Below are 12806 nucleotides of genomic sequence, written 5' to 3'. Positions count from 1 at the left end.
ACCAGGCTGTTCCATGCTTCAGCCGTGCTTTAACTATGCTCCAGCTGTGCTTTAGCTACGGCTGGATGCCACCTGCGTTCCGTTGAGGGCGGCCTTCACTTCTTCCTCGGGCAAGCCGGTGAACTCGCAGAATTCGGCCACGGAGATGTAGGCGCGGGGTGGCTTGTGCAAGGCAGCGCGGATGCGTTGGAGCAAGCGCTTGCCGGTGCCGTAGCGGGTGCCGGTAAGCTGGGCCGCGTCTTTGGGGTAGATGCAAATTTGGGGCATAGTTGGACGATTTAGGGTTAATCGGGCCACCGAATATACAGGGCTTTGAGGAGGTTTTTAAGTTTGAAAAAGCGGCCAGGAAGAGCCTGTACACCGTTTTTGCATCATCTTCCAACCTCATTGTAGCATGGCTCAGCAAACTGGTATTTTAGGCATTCAGGGCACCGTCGGGGGCCTCGTGTTTGCCAAGGACGGGAGCATCCGGCAGAAGCCGGCGTCCAACAAAGCATCCTTCAACGGCGCGGCTAGCATGGCCCGCACCCGAGAAAACGCCTCGGAGTTTGGCGAGGCGGCCTCGGCCGGCAAGCTCGTGCGCGACGCCCTGCGCCAAGCCATTCAGTCGGCCAGTGACAGCAAGATGGTGTCGCGCCTGACGCAGAAAATGCGCGAAATCATCGGCCTGGACGAGGACAACGACCGGGGCGGCCGGCAGGTGCTGAAAGAGAATACGAGCCCGCTGCTCGGCTTCAACTTCAACGCAGGTGCCGGCGTGAGCCAGGCGCTGTTTTTCGGTTACAGCGTAGAGCAGGCCGGCAGAGAGGTGACCTTGCGAGTGGCAGGCATAAACCCGCAAAGCGACATAGCCGCCCCACAGGGCGCTACGCACTATGAGGTAGTATACAGCGCGGCTGCGGTGAACTTCGAGACGAAGAGCTTCAGCGCGGCCGCGGTGGCGGCTCCCATGGGCCTGCAGCCGCTGAGTGGCGGGGCGCTGGGGGCGCAGAACGTGGCGGCTACGCTGCCCGCAGACCCGGCAGCGGCAGATGTGGTGCTGGGGGTGCTGGGCATCAACTTCTATCAGGAGCTGAATGGCAAGTTTTACCCCCTGAATAACAACAGCAGCAACCCGCTGGCCATTGTGTTCGTGGGATAATCTAGAAGTAAGAGGTGAGAAGCGAAAGATGAGAGTCATGCAACGGCTCCTTCCTGCTTTTCACCTCTCTCCTTTTTCGCTCCATTCCGTCAGTTGAAAATTTCCTATATCTCATCTCCCTCCTCTCACTTCCAACCATATGGCCAACCTCACTCCTTACCAACGCCAGTTCCGCCAGCGCATGAAGCGGGCCATCAACCTACGCGATAAAGCAGACTGCAAAGCCCGCTTTTATGCCAGCCAGCTGGTTACAGCATTGCTGGATGCTCAGACCGCAGCGGCCATGATGAACGCGCTGAATCAGCTCTACAACGTGGACGTGAGCACGAAGACGCTGCTCGTGCACGATCTGCTGGCCTTAGTGACGCCGCAACAGGTAACCGATACGTTGGCCGCCAGCACGCCGGGCGAAGAGTTAGTCCTGTTCAATCAGGTGCCCGATGGCAACGACGGCCAGCCGCTGCCGGCCAATCCCCTGTTCGGCGAAACCCTAACCGGTCCGCCCGTCGTGGTGCCGCCGCAAGCGCTAGCAGCTACGAGCAAAACCGAATTGCAGCCAGTTACTGCATTGACAGCAGTGACTCAACAGGAAGCCCGTCTCGTGACTGCGGAAGCGCCGCACGAATAACAGCACGGTCAACCGTAGAAAGCAGAAAAGCCGGTCTCCTAATATGGGACCGGCTTTTTTCGTCTGCCCAACGGGCCGCTTTCAATCAAGGCTAAAATCTATTCAATGGGTTAACTCAAGCTTCCTGGCCGGACGGCGCCAGGGGGTAAGCGGTTCGGCGGCCAAGCTCTGGCCGGGTGAGCTGATGCTAGCGGCTGGGTAGCGGGCGTGGAAATAGGCGAGTAAGTCAACGTAGGCGGCGCAGGCGCTGGCTTCGTCGTCGTACTGCAGCGTGAGCGTAACGGTATGAGTTTCCCGGTCGTGGATGAGTTGGACGGTGTTGTTCATGAGCTGGTAGTAATCAACAATGAGACGTTAGCAGTGTGCGGTTAAGGGTGCTGGTTGAGCGGCCGGCTGGCGCCTAGCGTAGTGGCGCAACAGGGTGCTGTATTTTTTGCGGCCCTGGTCGAGGAGGCCGGGGGCTTGGGTTACTTCGACCTGCCAGACTTCGTGCGGAAGCTTCTTCTGCACGCCGATGATGACGAAGCGCGCAGCTTGGAGCACGTCGGAGTAGAACGCGGCTTGGCGGTCATAGTCGTGCTGCTCGATGGTGGCGCAGAACTGGGCGTAGGTGCGGCAGCTGGTGGTTTTAAAATCGACTATCACCCGACGGCCGGTGCGGGGGCTGGCAATGAGCAAGTCGGGCCGCACCTTTACCACTATGCCAGTTTCGGCGTGGGTGGCCGTGTGGGTCAGCTCGGGGGTGCCCCGGTAAAGTAGGTCGCGGCAATACCGCTGCCGCCGCACCTGCGCCGCCAGCCGTTCCAGCAGCACCCAATTACACCGTTCGTCGGTGCGGCGGTAGCGGGTGGGCTCCAGCGTGGCGGTGTGAAAGTGAATGCCGAAGGCCAGGGCCAGCGGGTTGGGGGCACGCAGCTGGCCTAGTAGCTCGGCTTTCAGGGTGGACAGGTCGGTGTTGGAAACGCCCGGCAGGGCGCGGTGGTCGGCTGGTAACAGGGCCGGATGGGCTTCGAGGTTAGCAAACATATTAGAGACGAGAAGTGAGAAGGTGGAGCGTCCTCTCTCCTCCCCCACCGGAGTGGTGAGGGAGTGGAGGCAGCGGGGCTATTCAGTGACAATCTCGGCGGCGGGTAAGGCTGGGTGCGCAGCTTCCGGGACGGAGTAGCCGTGTACTTGGCGCAGCTCAGCGGCGCCGGTGTAGGTTTCCTGGCGCCAGATCGGGAAGTCACGGGCGAAGTCGCGGCGGGCGGCTACTTCCTCGGCTGGGGCAGGCGCATAGCTGAATTGGGCCACGTAATAGGTGGCTTTTTTACCTTCCTTGGTGGTTTCTTTCTTCTCCGCGGTAACCCTCACCGTTACGTCGGCCAGGGTGAGGTCGTCGTAAAATAGCGGCTCAATCAGGCGGTACAGGTTTTCGACGCTGTAGCCGTGGAAGAGCACCGCGCAAACGGCGCCTTTGTCGTCCGCGAAAAATAGCTCAGCCCACAGCTTGCGGCCCATGTTCAGAATATCGTCGGAGAAGATGCGCCAGGCCAGCGGAATGAAACTGAGTGAGGGGCCTAGTGGGGTGGTGCCGCCAATGTTAAATTGGCCGGCTTTGGCGTCAAAGCGAATTTGTCGCGGGTGGCCGGGTAGGTAGCGAAAGCGGCTAATGGCTGTTACCTCGCCGGATTCTTCGTCTACGCTGCTGAGCATGTAGGCGGGCAGCGGTGGAGCTTCGGGCAGCACGAGGGCAGCAGAAACAGCGGGAGCAGCTTTTTTAGCGGCTTTGCCAGCGGTGGCCGGGCGGTTGGGAGAAGTGGACATAAGAGAAAAGAGGTGAAAAAAAGAGTGGGGCCCGTCGTCGGCCGGCCCCGGCGCCGTGTGAGGCTTATTTGAATTGGGAATCGTGGCAAAGCAGGGCGCGGCCGACAATCGAATCCACGCCGCGAGCGGCGGGCACGTGCCGGTACCACAGGTAGGTGGCAGCTAGATTGAGGACGCAGGGTTGCTTGAACTTGCCCTCATCGTCGACAATCAAAATGAGTTCATCGGTGAGACGCACCACATCCACTAAGTCGCATTCTAGGAGTTCGTAGAGCTCGGCCAACTTGAAGCTGCGGCCGTTACGAGGGTTGACGGGTTGGGCCACGCCAGTGGCAGGGTCCAGCAGTTTAGGCTGGAACTGAGTAGGGGTTTTCATAAAAAGAAGGGATGAGGGCAGCCGGCTAACCCTGGCGTACCGGTGACTGGGCTAAATAGCCGCTAACTTGGCCGTGTTGCGGCGGTGGGCCTCGGCCTGGGCGGCCTCCTGGCAGGCAAACCGAGCGGGGTCAGGCTGGGCGTAGTAGACGCCGGGCTGGCTGGGAGCGGGAATGTGGTAGGCAATGCCGGCTGTGCCAAGCAGCTGCCAGAAAGGCCCGCGGCACCGGCAGCGCCGGGCTGCTCTGCCGCACTGGCAACAAACAATGGGTGCGGCCGGCAGTGCTACCAGGGCAAAAGCCTCCACGTGGATGCGCAACGGGTGACTGGCGCTGCGGTACCGGATGAGGTTGGCGAACTGCAAGTCAATCAGCAGCTGAAAGCACTCTTCCTGCCCTAAACCGGCGCGGGTAGCTAGCGCGGAATAGCCGATTGGCTGGCCAGCGACTCGGCAGCAGACTGCCAGCAGGTCCAAGGCGCGGGCTCCTAACTCGGTGGCCAGCACCGCCCCCGTAACAGGGACGGCAAGGATAGCACCGCTACGCATGGACAGGGCAGCCTAAAGCGGTGGCGTACTCCAACTCCGCCACGCGCACTGCGTGCAAAGCCCGGCGCAGCACAAAAGCCCGCTGGGTAGCGTAGCGGCGGCCCTGGCGCAAGGCCGCCCGAAGGGCTCTAAATGGGCAAGGCTGGCAGCCGGCAAACACCACGCGGTACCGCTGGGTGGCGCCCAAATAGAAGGACACCGAGAAAAATAGACCGGCGCCGGTGTGATGCTGAGCCACCGCAACGGGCTGAAAGCTGGAAAGCTGGGGGCCGCACCAAGTAACAGCGGCTAATGTGTGAAGGGCAGGTAAAGGATAGTGCATGGCCTGTAAGAACTAGGCGTGAAAACTGGTAGGCGGGCCTCTCCCGCTACATGTATAAATATACGCAAAAACTGGAATTATGTGCACATAAATGCAAAATAATTATCCACTCTTTGCAAATAAATGCATATTAAATGCTTATCTTTAAACATGGTAAAAGACAATACAACTGTAGCAGTACTAGGCAGCCGGAGCATAACCAGCTGCGCCGCTTTGAGGCCAGCCTTGCTGGCTCTGAAGCCGACAGCCATAGTAAGCGGCGGAGCACCCGGCGCTGACCAGCTGGCAGCTCACTGGGCCCGGCAGAACGGGGTGCCGCTCACGGAACTGCGCCCTGACTACGCCACCCACGGCCCGGCTGCGCCCCATGTGCGCAACGCCCAAATAGTAGCGGCGGCTGATGTGGTGCTGGCCATGTGGGACGGGCGCAGCAAAGGGACGCTGAGCGCCCTACGAGCCGCCCGCCGCCTGGGTCGGCAAGTGGTGCTGGTGCCGCTGGACGCCTAAGCAGCCCGGCTACCGGACGGGGCCAGCTGGTTGCCGGGTACCCCGCCTTATAAGCTCAGGGGGCTTGGGGGTCTTCCCCCAATAAAGCTGCGTGCAACGCACCTATGGGTGGCTGCTTAGGGGCGGGCTGACGGGAGGCGCAGAGCAGCGGAGCCGGACCGGTAGCTGGCCCCGTGTGGTGGCTAGGATGACCGGCGGCCCGTTTTCCAGAGCCGGTGGGCATGGATGGCGGCAAGAGGCCCCGGCCGGTCGGAACGCAGCCTGAGCGGAGTGGAGCCGGCGGGGGCCGGCGCGGTGGCGAGGGGTCTGGGGAGGCTCCCAGTAAAACTACCCGGTGCGCAGCACACCGCTTGTTTCTTTGGCCTGCGTGGCCTGAACGTGATTTAACGGGCAGCCGGCCCCGTTTTAGGGGTGGGCTGCGGCCTTGTTGGAGGTGGGGCGGACGGGTGGCGCGGTTTTTTGCCGCGCGGCCCGGCAGCAGTGCGGCAGGCAGGCGTCGGGGCGGTAGGCAGTGCCACGGGCGGCGCCTTTTTCGGGCGCGGGCCGGGGCGCGCCGTGGGGTGGTAGCGGACGGGTGGTGGGGCGACGACCAGCGGAAGGAGCGCCACAGCCCGGGAGCGTAGAACGACCTCGTAACTGCAGAAACGTCAGGGCCCGCGACCAACGAGAGTGGGCCCGCAGCATCAGCGGAAATGCGTGAGGGATAGGAGCCAAGCTGACCATCGGGAGGCTGCCCGCAGGGCCGTAGCGAAGCGGAGTGGCGGACAGCCCGACCCGAAGGGGCACGCCCACATGCAACCAGCAACTAAAGACTATAGGTGAGAAACTGATGGGTCGTTCAGGGTACTAACCAAGCTCAACAAGTATATTAAGTACAATTAACATACTTCTTTATTTATAATACAACAATCGAAGCATATGTGCATTTTTATGCATATAATTGCGCATCAAATTACAAAACTTATTTCTCGTTATGGCACAGCGGAGGATCAAATATCTGATGTTGCATACCACTGCTGGCGGACAGTACCAGACCGCGGCGGACGTGCAGCAGTACTTTCTGGAAGACCTGAGATGGGGCGTGGGAGGCTACCACAAGATGGTGGAAGCTAGCGGCAAAGCCGTACGGCTGCACCCGGATGACACCATCACCAACGGCACCTACCCGTTTGTGCACCCTGCAATTCAGATCAGCAACCGCAACACGCTACATGTGGCGTGGATTGGAGGAATTGACAGTGAGCAACGGCCAATTGATAACCGCACCAAGGCGCAGAAAGCCACTTTGCGGAACCTGGTTTTTGCTTGGCTGCAGCAATACCCGCAGCTGCAAGTGCTCGGGCACGGGCAGGTACGAGCCAAGGCGTGCCCGTGCTTTGACGTGCCAGCCTGGTGCGACGAAATCGGGGTTCCGGCGGCAAACGTGTGCCGGGGCGACTATTTCGGGCTGCTGGCCGCGGCTCCCTGGACACGTAACGGGCAGTAAGCTATGCGGGTATTTTTGGAATACGCAGCACGAATTGTTGGATGCGGCTCGCCGCAGGAAGCCCGCAACGAGCGGGTAGTCAAGAATCAGTGGTCAGGAGGCAGCCGGGTGCGGGCTGGCCCCTACCCTACTGAGGGCACTGAGTGACTTTCTGCGCTACCTCTACACGGCACTTCTTCCTTTCACCTTTTTCACTTCAAATCACCATGAGCAAGAACAACAATTTAACGGTGCTGGAGCGCGTGACGCTGCCTACCCCGCGTTTTTTCCGCAAGGTGCGGGTAATTGGGGCGGTGCTGGCCGCCGTGGGCGGCATCATTGCTACGGCTCCGGTGGCGCTGCCGGCGGCTATCGTAACGCTGGGTGGCTACCTTGTGTTGGGCGGGTCGGTAGCTGCTGTCGTGTCGTCGGTGGCAGTAGCCCCGGATGCGGCCTTAAAGGATGCAGATAGGCGCAGAACGGCCGAGATGCGCGACATCGTGGAGCGCGGAGACGCGGCTTCGTTGTAGAGTTTACCTTTACCTGTGCTTGACAGATGGCAACCAACAAACCTACTGGCGACAACGCTCGCAAAGGAGCCGTGCGCAAACGCTCTCAGACTTATAACCCCACAACGGAGCAATACGTGAAGCGGGACACGGATACCGGACAATTCCTCGATGTGAAGGAGGATGGTAAGCCCTTTAAAGGGGTGCGAAAGGAAAAGAAGCGCCCGCGGCCGCAAGCAGATTAGTCAGAAAAACTAACGGCCGCTCTATAAGCGGCCGTTGTTATCTTCGAGTTGCGGTCCCGAAAAGTGTGTGCGGGCCGCGAGGGCAGGTAACTTAGTTGCCGGCTACATCACACTTATTGTAAATGGAAGCCTGGCCGCGGGGTCAGGCTTCTCTTGTAGCTGCCAGAAGGGCTATTGAATTTTGGAATTTGGTGGTGCGTAAGCGAGCTACCACAGGGCTTCTAAGTAGGTTTATTCGCCAGGGCCGCCGGGACCACGTCCTTCGCTGGGTGAATAGTCGAGTTTCTGAGCCATTGCTCTCGCAAAGGGTTTGCGAAAAGCAAGTTGGTCGCTGACCACCGGTGATGAATAAGAGACATAAATTATGAGTTGGATACTACGGGTTCACTCCGGTTAACTTTAATAATAAGTCTGGAGCATGCCAAACTCAAACGAAAGTAATCTCGGTTGATCGAGACCAGCTGCTCTGGTGTATAAAAAAAGTTGGGGTCCTGCTGGAAATTACCCCCAGTAATTAGTCGCTTAAACTGTATGCGAGCACTTCCTATGTGTTGCAAGTCGGCTGCTAACTGAGAGAAGTGGCATTCTCGGCTTAACTCTGTTATCATGTTCAGGTCGTGACCACTAATCACGAAGGCCCGTATCAATGCCGTAACTTCATCAGCCATGAGGGGATTGTGTGCCGACTGCACCGTTTCCCATGTAGAAATAAAGTTAGTCTGAAGACGCTCAATACTGCGTATCAATACCTCCTGCTCAAACCGTTGACTACTTAGCCTTCGTTCTAAACGAGCGGGAATGTATAGCGCAAGAAAAAGCGTGAGAAACGCCGCGGCAATCTCCACGATGTTAATCTCACGCTCAAACTTAAATTCAGAGTGTAGGAAGCCTTGTGCACAAGCAGTGATCAATAGCGCAACCGCTCCCCACTTTAAAAAGTCAAGTAAACTTAGCTTCACGCTGCTGCCATCATGCTAGCATCTTGCATGTACTCGGTGATTTCTTCCAACAAGTACGGATCGTCAGTAGAGACACACCGCAGATGTTTTTGCACAATACGCAAATCGGTAGCAGGAATCTTATGCTTGTGATCACCTCTAACTAGACCACCAAAGGCGGCTTCGAGGAAAGAAGTTGCGTAGCCTGCGGTTCCGTCTAGATTTACTACCAGTTGCTTGCCCTGCCTTACTGCCTCAGCGAACGCAGGGTACAATGAACGAACCAAGAAGTCCTCGCCCGAAAAGTCACCTTCTGCGGAGGTTCTAACACCTGGGGTCCGTGTGAAGTCAGTCGCTACGTTGATCATGAGGTCTTTCATGGTTGGGCCGGCAAAGATAGTGAAGATATTTCCCAGTAAAGAAACGTGCCAGAGAAGGCTTGGGTTAGGGTAACAAAGTCATTACTAGCAAAGTTTGCCTTCGTGTCATTGGCAATTATAACCAAATTTTCAATCCGGCCACGCTGCATTTCCTTGTAAATCCCTGGCAAGCCTTTGCCACGGTAAGCCAATCCTAAACGGGAGCCTATCTGCCCCTCTACTAGCTTTTGTAGCGTCTCGTGGTTAGGCAATAATCCAAAAAATTTGCGAATTTTTTGAAATATACCCTTTAACTGAAGACTTTCCAAGATCCCTACTCCGTTGTCGACAAACGCGAAACACCACCGTTTGTGAACTGGATCTGGGTGTTCATAGCTAGCAATCCACCAGTTCTCAGTAGCCTCTGTCTGCGGGTCGGCATGTTTAAAAGTATTGGACATGCACTCGGTTAGAGTTCGATATGCACCGTGATGATCCAAAGTCGCGCCATTGTTGAGGAAGCGCATAGCTTCATGAACCAACGATTCTGCCAACTTCACCTCAACTTGCTTGTGAAAGTTTCTACGCCGTCCTAAAATTCGATTCTGAAATAGTGGCGGCGCATCACCCGAATTACGCGATGGCATAAAGCAGGCTTGCCAAACCCGGTAGCATTCACGCTTTGAAGGCGTTCGAACATAGAGCTCGGCTCCCCGATGAAACGTGTCTCCATCCTGCATCTTGGAAGAGAGTAGAAGTAGTGCGCAGTGTGAAATCTGGTCAACATCGTGGAAGTTGATCAGAATTTTACGCTTGGGATAACAAACGGACTTTAAACGCTCAAAGAATAACAATGCGCCAGTAGTGTTCTCTACGAACGAAAAATTCAATGGCACCTTGATGATATAATCATAGGTGACCCTTTGCTCGCTTGTTGAAGTGGCTAGTTTACCTGATAAAGCTTGCCTTCGCAACTTCCAAGCTCGTAACCGTCGTGGATGCGTGCGACGAGCACGCGCTTCCTTTTTAGAACGGCGTAGTTGGTAACGTCGGCGTCGTTCCTCTAATATATGGTTCTTCACGTAGCCCTTACTTCTGAGCGTCTGTTAACATGATAAGATGCTGAAAAGCATGTATGGGTGCAGAAGGAAGTCGTTGTGCAGCATAGTTCGAGTAAAGAACAAAGAGGGTCATAAAGTTAAGCTTCGCATAGCGTTACACCAATTAACTAGGTGCTTTCTGACAGAATTAACTTGCCGAGATGTGGTGGCTAGACTCCGCGCTTAACTCATTGATTTGCATGATGTGCATCCACCCGGAGAAGTTAGCCCGCGTACTCGACAACCTACTCGGCAACGCTCTCAAGTTCACGCCCGTCGGCGGCACCATTACGCTACGCCTGGAGCAGCACGGGAGTAAGGCCCGATTCACACTGCAGGATACCGGCATTGGCATTCCAAGCAAGTTGACAGCACCCTGTTCGACAAGTTCAACCCAACCCGTCGCGCGGGCCTGAGCGGCGAAAGGACCACCGGCCTGGGTCTGTTCATTGCCAAACAACTGGTAGAGCTGCACCAGGGCCACATCTGGCTCGAAAGCCGCGAGCAACAGGGCACTAGTTTCTTTATTGAACTACCTTAGGTGAGCAGGTGCTACTGCCCACGGCACCTACCATATGCTGACTGGTCCTGTTCCTGCTTGGCTTCAATATGCCGAATTAGCCTCGAATTTTGTGAGCTTATCAGCACTTGAGACTGGACCAGCGCCGAGCTATCTTGATGGTGGTCTTCACCAATTTTAAACAAAAAAGGCAGTTGAATCAGCCGCCTCTTTTGTTTCTAGACTTGAGGTTGGCGCTTAATACGATGAACCTCTAGCTAGCGGAGATCTGCTGCGTGCTAGCAAGCAGATTCAACCACGAATATTGGCTCAACGCGGCCAATTAATCTGTGTTGTAGGCGTAATACCAGCCAACTGTGCGGCCCTATGTCAGGCATAATGCCACCACTGACCATTGCTAGATCTTTCATTAAACAGGCATGCTACTAGAAGCGTGAAAGTGTTCCCACAGTTGATACAATTGAAATTCTGCCACTTTCTATGAATAAGTGACGTTTTGCGTCACCTAGCTTAAAATTTTTATGATATATAGTACCAGGATAAATCGTTAGCACCCCTGCGTATTTTTTATCTCAATCGAAACAGATCAAATTTTTGACAAGTTGTGTTTCTAGAGAAGTTTGAAGTTAATTTTCAATAAGTCAAGGAGCAAAATGAGTAATTCCAACAATCAAATAGGTCGCAATCTAGATCTCATCCTGAAGAGACCTATGTCAGTAGGTGCAATTGGGAAGTATACCTTCGGAACCATCTCGGGAAGCTGGACAGAATTTCATGGTTTTAGAGGCTTGCCTAGGCCTCTCTTCTGTATCAATGACATTCGAAATTCACAGCCTAGAAATGGTCATTTCAGTCTTTTCATGCAAAGGATCGAAGCTTGGTGTGCTGAACGGGAGTATGATCTATTATGCTTGGATGTTTTGTCCCATGTCATCCCCCTTATAACAGGAAAGAGGGGCTTTGTTGTACTTGAGGGCACCTCGCACTATATCAAGTATATCACACCTGATAATGAGATAGCTTTACCGCGGACACGTTGACTCAGCTACTGCTTGAGACAACTTTCTGTAGCATTGTCTGTCTCTAGACTGGTCTGACGTAGTTCGTATGGAGTAGGACCTTGGGGTGTGGGTGTCGGTTCCAACTTAGCTTTGAACATAACTTTTACTTTGGTATCTTTTATATTTTAAGGGTAAATTGATCTACTGTGCAGCCTCTAACCAGAAAGGCATAGAAGCTTCTCCAAATTCGATTCTTGCTGACTCTAAAAATTCATTTGTTGTCTTCCTCCTCTTGGACATAAATCCTGTTCCCATTCCCTCTACAAATCGCTCAAAGGAATTGGCTATAAGGATGCGCTCTTCGATAGGAGTTTCATCATCGACAGCATATATCTTCTCAGTTTTGACGTCCATCAAAATGGTAAAAGGATCACCGTTGGCAATAATTATTAAATTATCTTCTTTCAACCCCCTAATAAAATCTTTGAACCCATAACTATTTGGATCATTATAATCAAGTAGCCATTCTAACGACCCTGGCTCCTCGGCTCCGAACTGTTCGTTCATTAGACTTAAATTTCCAAAATCATATTCTTTCAGTAAGTCAACGAAGCCTGACGGCAATTTACCCATATCTAACGCCTGCTCCACTCTTCGAATATCTTCATCGCTAAGTTCAGAACGTTCAAGGACGATACTTGACACAAACTCGGGGTCTACTCCGGCAAATTCTTCTTTCAGAAAAGCTGCGTATTCCTCTACTGTTAGCAAGTGCATAATATGAACAAAATTAAAATCCTGTGGCACTCATGCTGCTTAGCTCAGAACCTTCTTGATTCTTTCGCTGGGTCCAGCTCCTCCAGACTAATGTTTAAACGAGATTTCAACAGTTCTTCTACCGCGTCCAAGCTCGCTGCGGTATGCAATTCATCAACGTCCCACCCCCTTTCCAGGAAGGCAACTTCGCCTGGGTATTTGATTTCCTGAATTGATATCAAGAACTTATTATCCTTGAAGATGACGGCGACTGTTCCGTAAATTTTATTATCCTTTACATTGGATGCGTGGAGTAAATATTTCCTTTTTTGCTCCTTTCCTCGAAGCAAAGAACCAATAACCTGTGCTTTTTTATCAGGCTTATTCATAACTACTTAGTCTCTCTAACAATGTGAACGATATCTTAGACTCCTCCAGCTGCCGTCTCACACATAGCACGTGGCTCTGCCATGGAAGCGCTTGCTCACCCGTCGACATTAACCTGGTATTTGTAGTCAACATTACAATATAAGGTCATGTACTGATTATGTAGAAATGCAGTACCTTGGGTCATGGTACTAGAACCC

Annotated in this window: 20 protein-coding genes; 8 read left to right on the top strand and 12 right to left on the bottom strand. The window is 54.5% G+C overall.

Translation table 11 applies throughout. The annotated features are described in order from the left end of the window. Positions 1–51: 51 nt before the first annotated feature. Positions 52–267 (bottom strand): hypothetical protein, encoded by a 216-nt coding sequence (locus ACYSMN_RS16595; RefSeq protein ID WP_488925032.1) that lies wholly within the window; start codon positions 265–267, stop codon positions 52–54. 127 nt (positions 268–394) lie between these two features. On the opposite strand from ACYSMN_RS16595, the gene ACYSMN_RS16590 reads away from it, so the two are divergent. After that, complete coding sequence (locus ACYSMN_RS16590; protein WP_488925031.1) at positions 395–1141, top strand: hypothetical protein; 747 nt, start codon at positions 395–397, stop codon at positions 1139–1141. Positions 1142–1280: 139 nt separating this feature from the next. After that, a complete protein-coding gene (locus ACYSMN_RS16585; protein WP_488925030.1) occupies positions 1281–1769 on the top strand; it encodes a hypothetical protein in 489 nt (162 codons plus the stop codon). A gap of 102 nt (positions 1770–1871) precedes the next feature. On the opposite strand, the gene ACYSMN_RS16580 is transcribed toward ACYSMN_RS16585, so the two are convergent. The 6 genes from ACYSMN_RS16580 to ACYSMN_RS16555 form a co-directional block, all read right to left on the bottom strand. Beyond that, positions 1872–2096, bottom strand: a complete 225-nt coding sequence (locus ACYSMN_RS16580) for a hypothetical protein (protein WP_488925029.1) — start codon at positions 2094–2096, stop codon at positions 1872–1874. Between the two features lie 27 nt (positions 2097–2123). Beyond that, on the bottom strand, positions 2124–2795 hold the full coding sequence (locus tag ACYSMN_RS16575) for a PD-(D/E)XK nuclease-like domain-containing protein (RefSeq protein ID WP_488925028.1): 672 nt from the start codon (positions 2793–2795) through the stop codon (positions 2124–2126). A gap of 78 nt (positions 2796–2873) precedes the next feature. Further along, entirely contained in the window at positions 2874–3575 is a 702-nt protein-coding gene (locus ACYSMN_RS16570; protein ID WP_488925027.1) for a hypothetical protein, read from the bottom strand. A gap of 64 nt (positions 3576–3639) precedes the next feature. Then, positions 3640–3951 (bottom strand): DUF3846 domain-containing protein, encoded by a 312-nt coding sequence (locus ACYSMN_RS16565; protein WP_488925026.1) that lies wholly within the window; start codon positions 3949–3951, stop codon positions 3640–3642. 51 nt (positions 3952–4002) lie between these two features. Continuing rightward, positions 4003–4497 (bottom strand): hypothetical protein, encoded by a 495-nt coding sequence (locus tag ACYSMN_RS16560; protein WP_488925025.1) that lies wholly within the window; start codon positions 4495–4497, stop codon positions 4003–4005. Then, a complete protein-coding gene (locus ACYSMN_RS16555; protein ID WP_488925024.1) occupies positions 4490–4819 on the bottom strand; it encodes a hypothetical protein in 330 nt (109 codons plus the stop codon). The genes ACYSMN_RS16560 and ACYSMN_RS16555 overlap by 8 nt, the downstream gene beginning before the upstream one ends. Positions 4820–4969: 150 nt before the next feature. On the opposite strand from ACYSMN_RS16555, the gene ACYSMN_RS16550 reads away from it, so the two are divergent. Next, positions 4970–5326, top strand: a complete 357-nt coding sequence (locus ACYSMN_RS16550) for an SLOG family protein (RefSeq protein WP_488925023.1) — start codon at positions 4970–4972, stop codon at positions 5324–5326. Positions 5327–5731: 405 nt separating this feature from the next. Here the strand turns inward: ACYSMN_RS16550 and ACYSMN_RS16545 are convergent, their stop codons facing one another. Then, positions 5732–6040: a hypothetical protein gene (locus ACYSMN_RS16545; RefSeq protein WP_488925022.1), complete on the bottom strand. Its 309-nt coding sequence runs from the start codon at positions 6038–6040 to the stop codon at positions 5732–5734. A 259-nt stretch (positions 6041–6299) separates the two neighbouring features. Here ACYSMN_RS16545 and ACYSMN_RS16540 point away from each other — a divergent pair, with 259 nt between their 5' ends. The 3 genes from ACYSMN_RS16540 to ACYSMN_RS16530 all read left to right on the top strand — a co-directional run bounded on the left by ACYSMN_RS16540 (position 6300) and on the right by ACYSMN_RS16530 (position 7545). Next, positions 6300–6812 carry an N-acetylmuramoyl-L-alanine amidase gene (locus ACYSMN_RS16540; protein ID WP_488925021.1) on the top strand — a complete coding sequence of 171 codons (513 nt, stop codon included), beginning with the start codon at positions 6300–6302 and terminating at the stop codon, positions 6810–6812. Positions 6813–7018: 206 nt separating this feature from the next. After that, a complete protein-coding gene (locus ACYSMN_RS16535; RefSeq protein WP_488925020.1) occupies positions 7019–7321 on the top strand; it encodes a hypothetical protein in 303 nt (100 codons plus the stop codon). Between the two features lie 26 nt (positions 7322–7347). Then, positions 7348–7545: a hypothetical protein gene (locus ACYSMN_RS16530; protein WP_488925019.1), complete on the top strand. Its 198-nt coding sequence runs from the start codon at positions 7348–7350 to the stop codon at positions 7543–7545. 955 nt (positions 7546–8500) lie between these two features. Here ACYSMN_RS16530 and ACYSMN_RS16525 read toward each other — a convergent pair. Both ACYSMN_RS16525 and ACYSMN_RS16520 read right to left on the bottom strand, forming a co-directional pair. Further along, positions 8501–8863 carry an STAS-like domain-containing protein gene (locus ACYSMN_RS16525; protein ID WP_488925018.1) on the bottom strand — a complete coding sequence of 121 codons (363 nt, stop codon included), beginning with the start codon at positions 8861–8863 and terminating at the stop codon, positions 8501–8503. Further along, a complete protein-coding gene (locus ACYSMN_RS16520; RefSeq protein ID WP_488925017.1) occupies positions 8860–9924 on the bottom strand; it encodes a hypothetical protein in 1065 nt (354 codons plus the stop codon). The genes ACYSMN_RS16525 and ACYSMN_RS16520 overlap by 4 nt, the downstream gene beginning before the upstream one ends. 218 nt (positions 9925–10142) lie before the next feature. Here ACYSMN_RS16520 and ACYSMN_RS16515 point away from each other — a divergent pair, with 218 nt between their 5' ends. After that, positions 10143–10358 carry an ATP-binding protein gene (locus ACYSMN_RS16515; RefSeq protein WP_488925016.1) on the top strand — a complete coding sequence of 72 codons (216 nt, stop codon included), beginning with the start codon at positions 10143–10145 and terminating at the stop codon, positions 10356–10358. Next, positions 10268–10483, top strand: coding sequence for a sensor histidine kinase (locus ACYSMN_RS16510; protein WP_488925161.1), 216 nt, complete (start codon positions 10268–10270; stop codon positions 10481–10483). Before ACYSMN_RS16515 ends, ACYSMN_RS16510 begins: the two co-directional genes overlap by 91 nt. 1181 nt (positions 10484–11664) lie before the next feature. On the opposite strand, the gene ACYSMN_RS16505 is transcribed toward ACYSMN_RS16510, so the two are convergent. Together ACYSMN_RS16505 and ACYSMN_RS16500 are read right to left on the bottom strand one after the other, a co-directional pair. Further along, complete coding sequence (locus ACYSMN_RS16505) at positions 11665–12240, bottom strand: SMI1/KNR4 family protein (RefSeq protein WP_488925015.1); 576 nt, start codon at positions 12238–12240, stop codon at positions 11665–11667. Between the two features lie 44 nt (positions 12241–12284). After that, positions 12285–12608 carry a hypothetical protein gene (locus ACYSMN_RS16500; RefSeq protein ID WP_488925014.1) on the bottom strand — a complete coding sequence of 108 codons (324 nt, stop codon included), beginning with the start codon at positions 12606–12608 and terminating at the stop codon, positions 12285–12287. Between the last annotated feature and the right edge of the window lie 198 nt (positions 12609–12806).

The sequence above is a fragment of the Hymenobacter sp. M1-2 genome (assembly GCF_057808495.1).
This window is presented reverse-complemented; position numbering and strand designations above follow the sequence as displayed.

Excerpts from the sequence above, each read along its gene's own strand:
- ACYSMN_RS16560 (WP_488925025.1), bottom strand. The coding sequence starts at position 4,497 with ATGCGTAGCGGTGCTATCCTTGCCGTCCCTGTTACGGGGGCGGTGCTG.
- ACYSMN_RS16595 (WP_488925032.1), bottom strand. The coding sequence starts at position 267 with ATGCCCCAAATTTGCATCTACCCCAAAGACGCGGCCCAGCTTACCGGC.
- ACYSMN_RS16570 (WP_488925027.1), bottom strand. The coding sequence starts at position 3,575 with ATGTCCACTTCTCCCAACCGCCCGGCCACCGCTGGCAAAGCCGCTAAA.
- ACYSMN_RS16565 (WP_488925026.1), bottom strand. The coding sequence starts at position 3,951 with ATGAAAACCCCTACTCAGTTCCAGCCTAAACTGCTGGACCCTGCCACT.
- ACYSMN_RS16515 (WP_488925016.1), top strand. The coding sequence starts at position 10,143 with ATGATGTGCATCCACCCGGAGAAGTTAGCCCGCGTACTCGACAACCTA.
- ACYSMN_RS16580 (WP_488925029.1), bottom strand. The coding sequence starts at position 2,096 with ATGAACAACACCGTCCAACTCATCCACGACCGGGAAACTCATACCGTT.
- ACYSMN_RS16535 (WP_488925020.1), top strand. The coding sequence starts at position 7,019 with ATGAGCAAGAACAACAATTTAACGGTGCTGGAGCGCGTGACGCTGCCT.
- ACYSMN_RS16505 (WP_488925015.1), bottom strand. The coding sequence starts at position 12,240 with ATGCACTTGCTAACAGTAGAGGAATACGCAGCTTTTCTGAAAGAAGAA.
- ACYSMN_RS16525 (WP_488925018.1), bottom strand. The coding sequence starts at position 8,863 with ATGAAAGACCTCATGATCAACGTAGCGACTGACTTCACACGGACCCCA.
- ACYSMN_RS16590 (WP_488925031.1), top strand. The coding sequence starts at position 395 with ATGGCTCAGCAAACTGGTATTTTAGGCATTCAGGGCACCGTCGGGGGC.
- ACYSMN_RS16585 (WP_488925030.1), top strand. The coding sequence starts at position 1,281 with ATGGCCAACCTCACTCCTTACCAACGCCAGTTCCGCCAGCGCATGAAG.
- ACYSMN_RS16540 (WP_488925021.1), top strand. The coding sequence starts at position 6,300 with ATGGCACAGCGGAGGATCAAATATCTGATGTTGCATACCACTGCTGGC.
- ACYSMN_RS16500 (WP_488925014.1), bottom strand. The coding sequence starts at position 12,608 with ATGAATAAGCCTGATAAAAAAGCACAGGTTATTGGTTCTTTGCTTCGA.
- ACYSMN_RS16550 (WP_488925023.1), top strand. The coding sequence starts at position 4,970 with ATGGTAAAAGACAATACAACTGTAGCAGTACTAGGCAGCCGGAGCATA.
- ACYSMN_RS16555 (WP_488925024.1), bottom strand. The coding sequence starts at position 4,819 with ATGCACTATCCTTTACCTGCCCTTCACACATTAGCCGCTGTTACTTGG.
- ACYSMN_RS16575 (WP_488925028.1), bottom strand. The coding sequence starts at position 2,795 with ATGTTTGCTAACCTCGAAGCCCATCCGGCCCTGTTACCAGCCGACCAC.
- ACYSMN_RS16530 (WP_488925019.1), top strand. The coding sequence starts at position 7,348 with ATGGCAACCAACAAACCTACTGGCGACAACGCTCGCAAAGGAGCCGTG.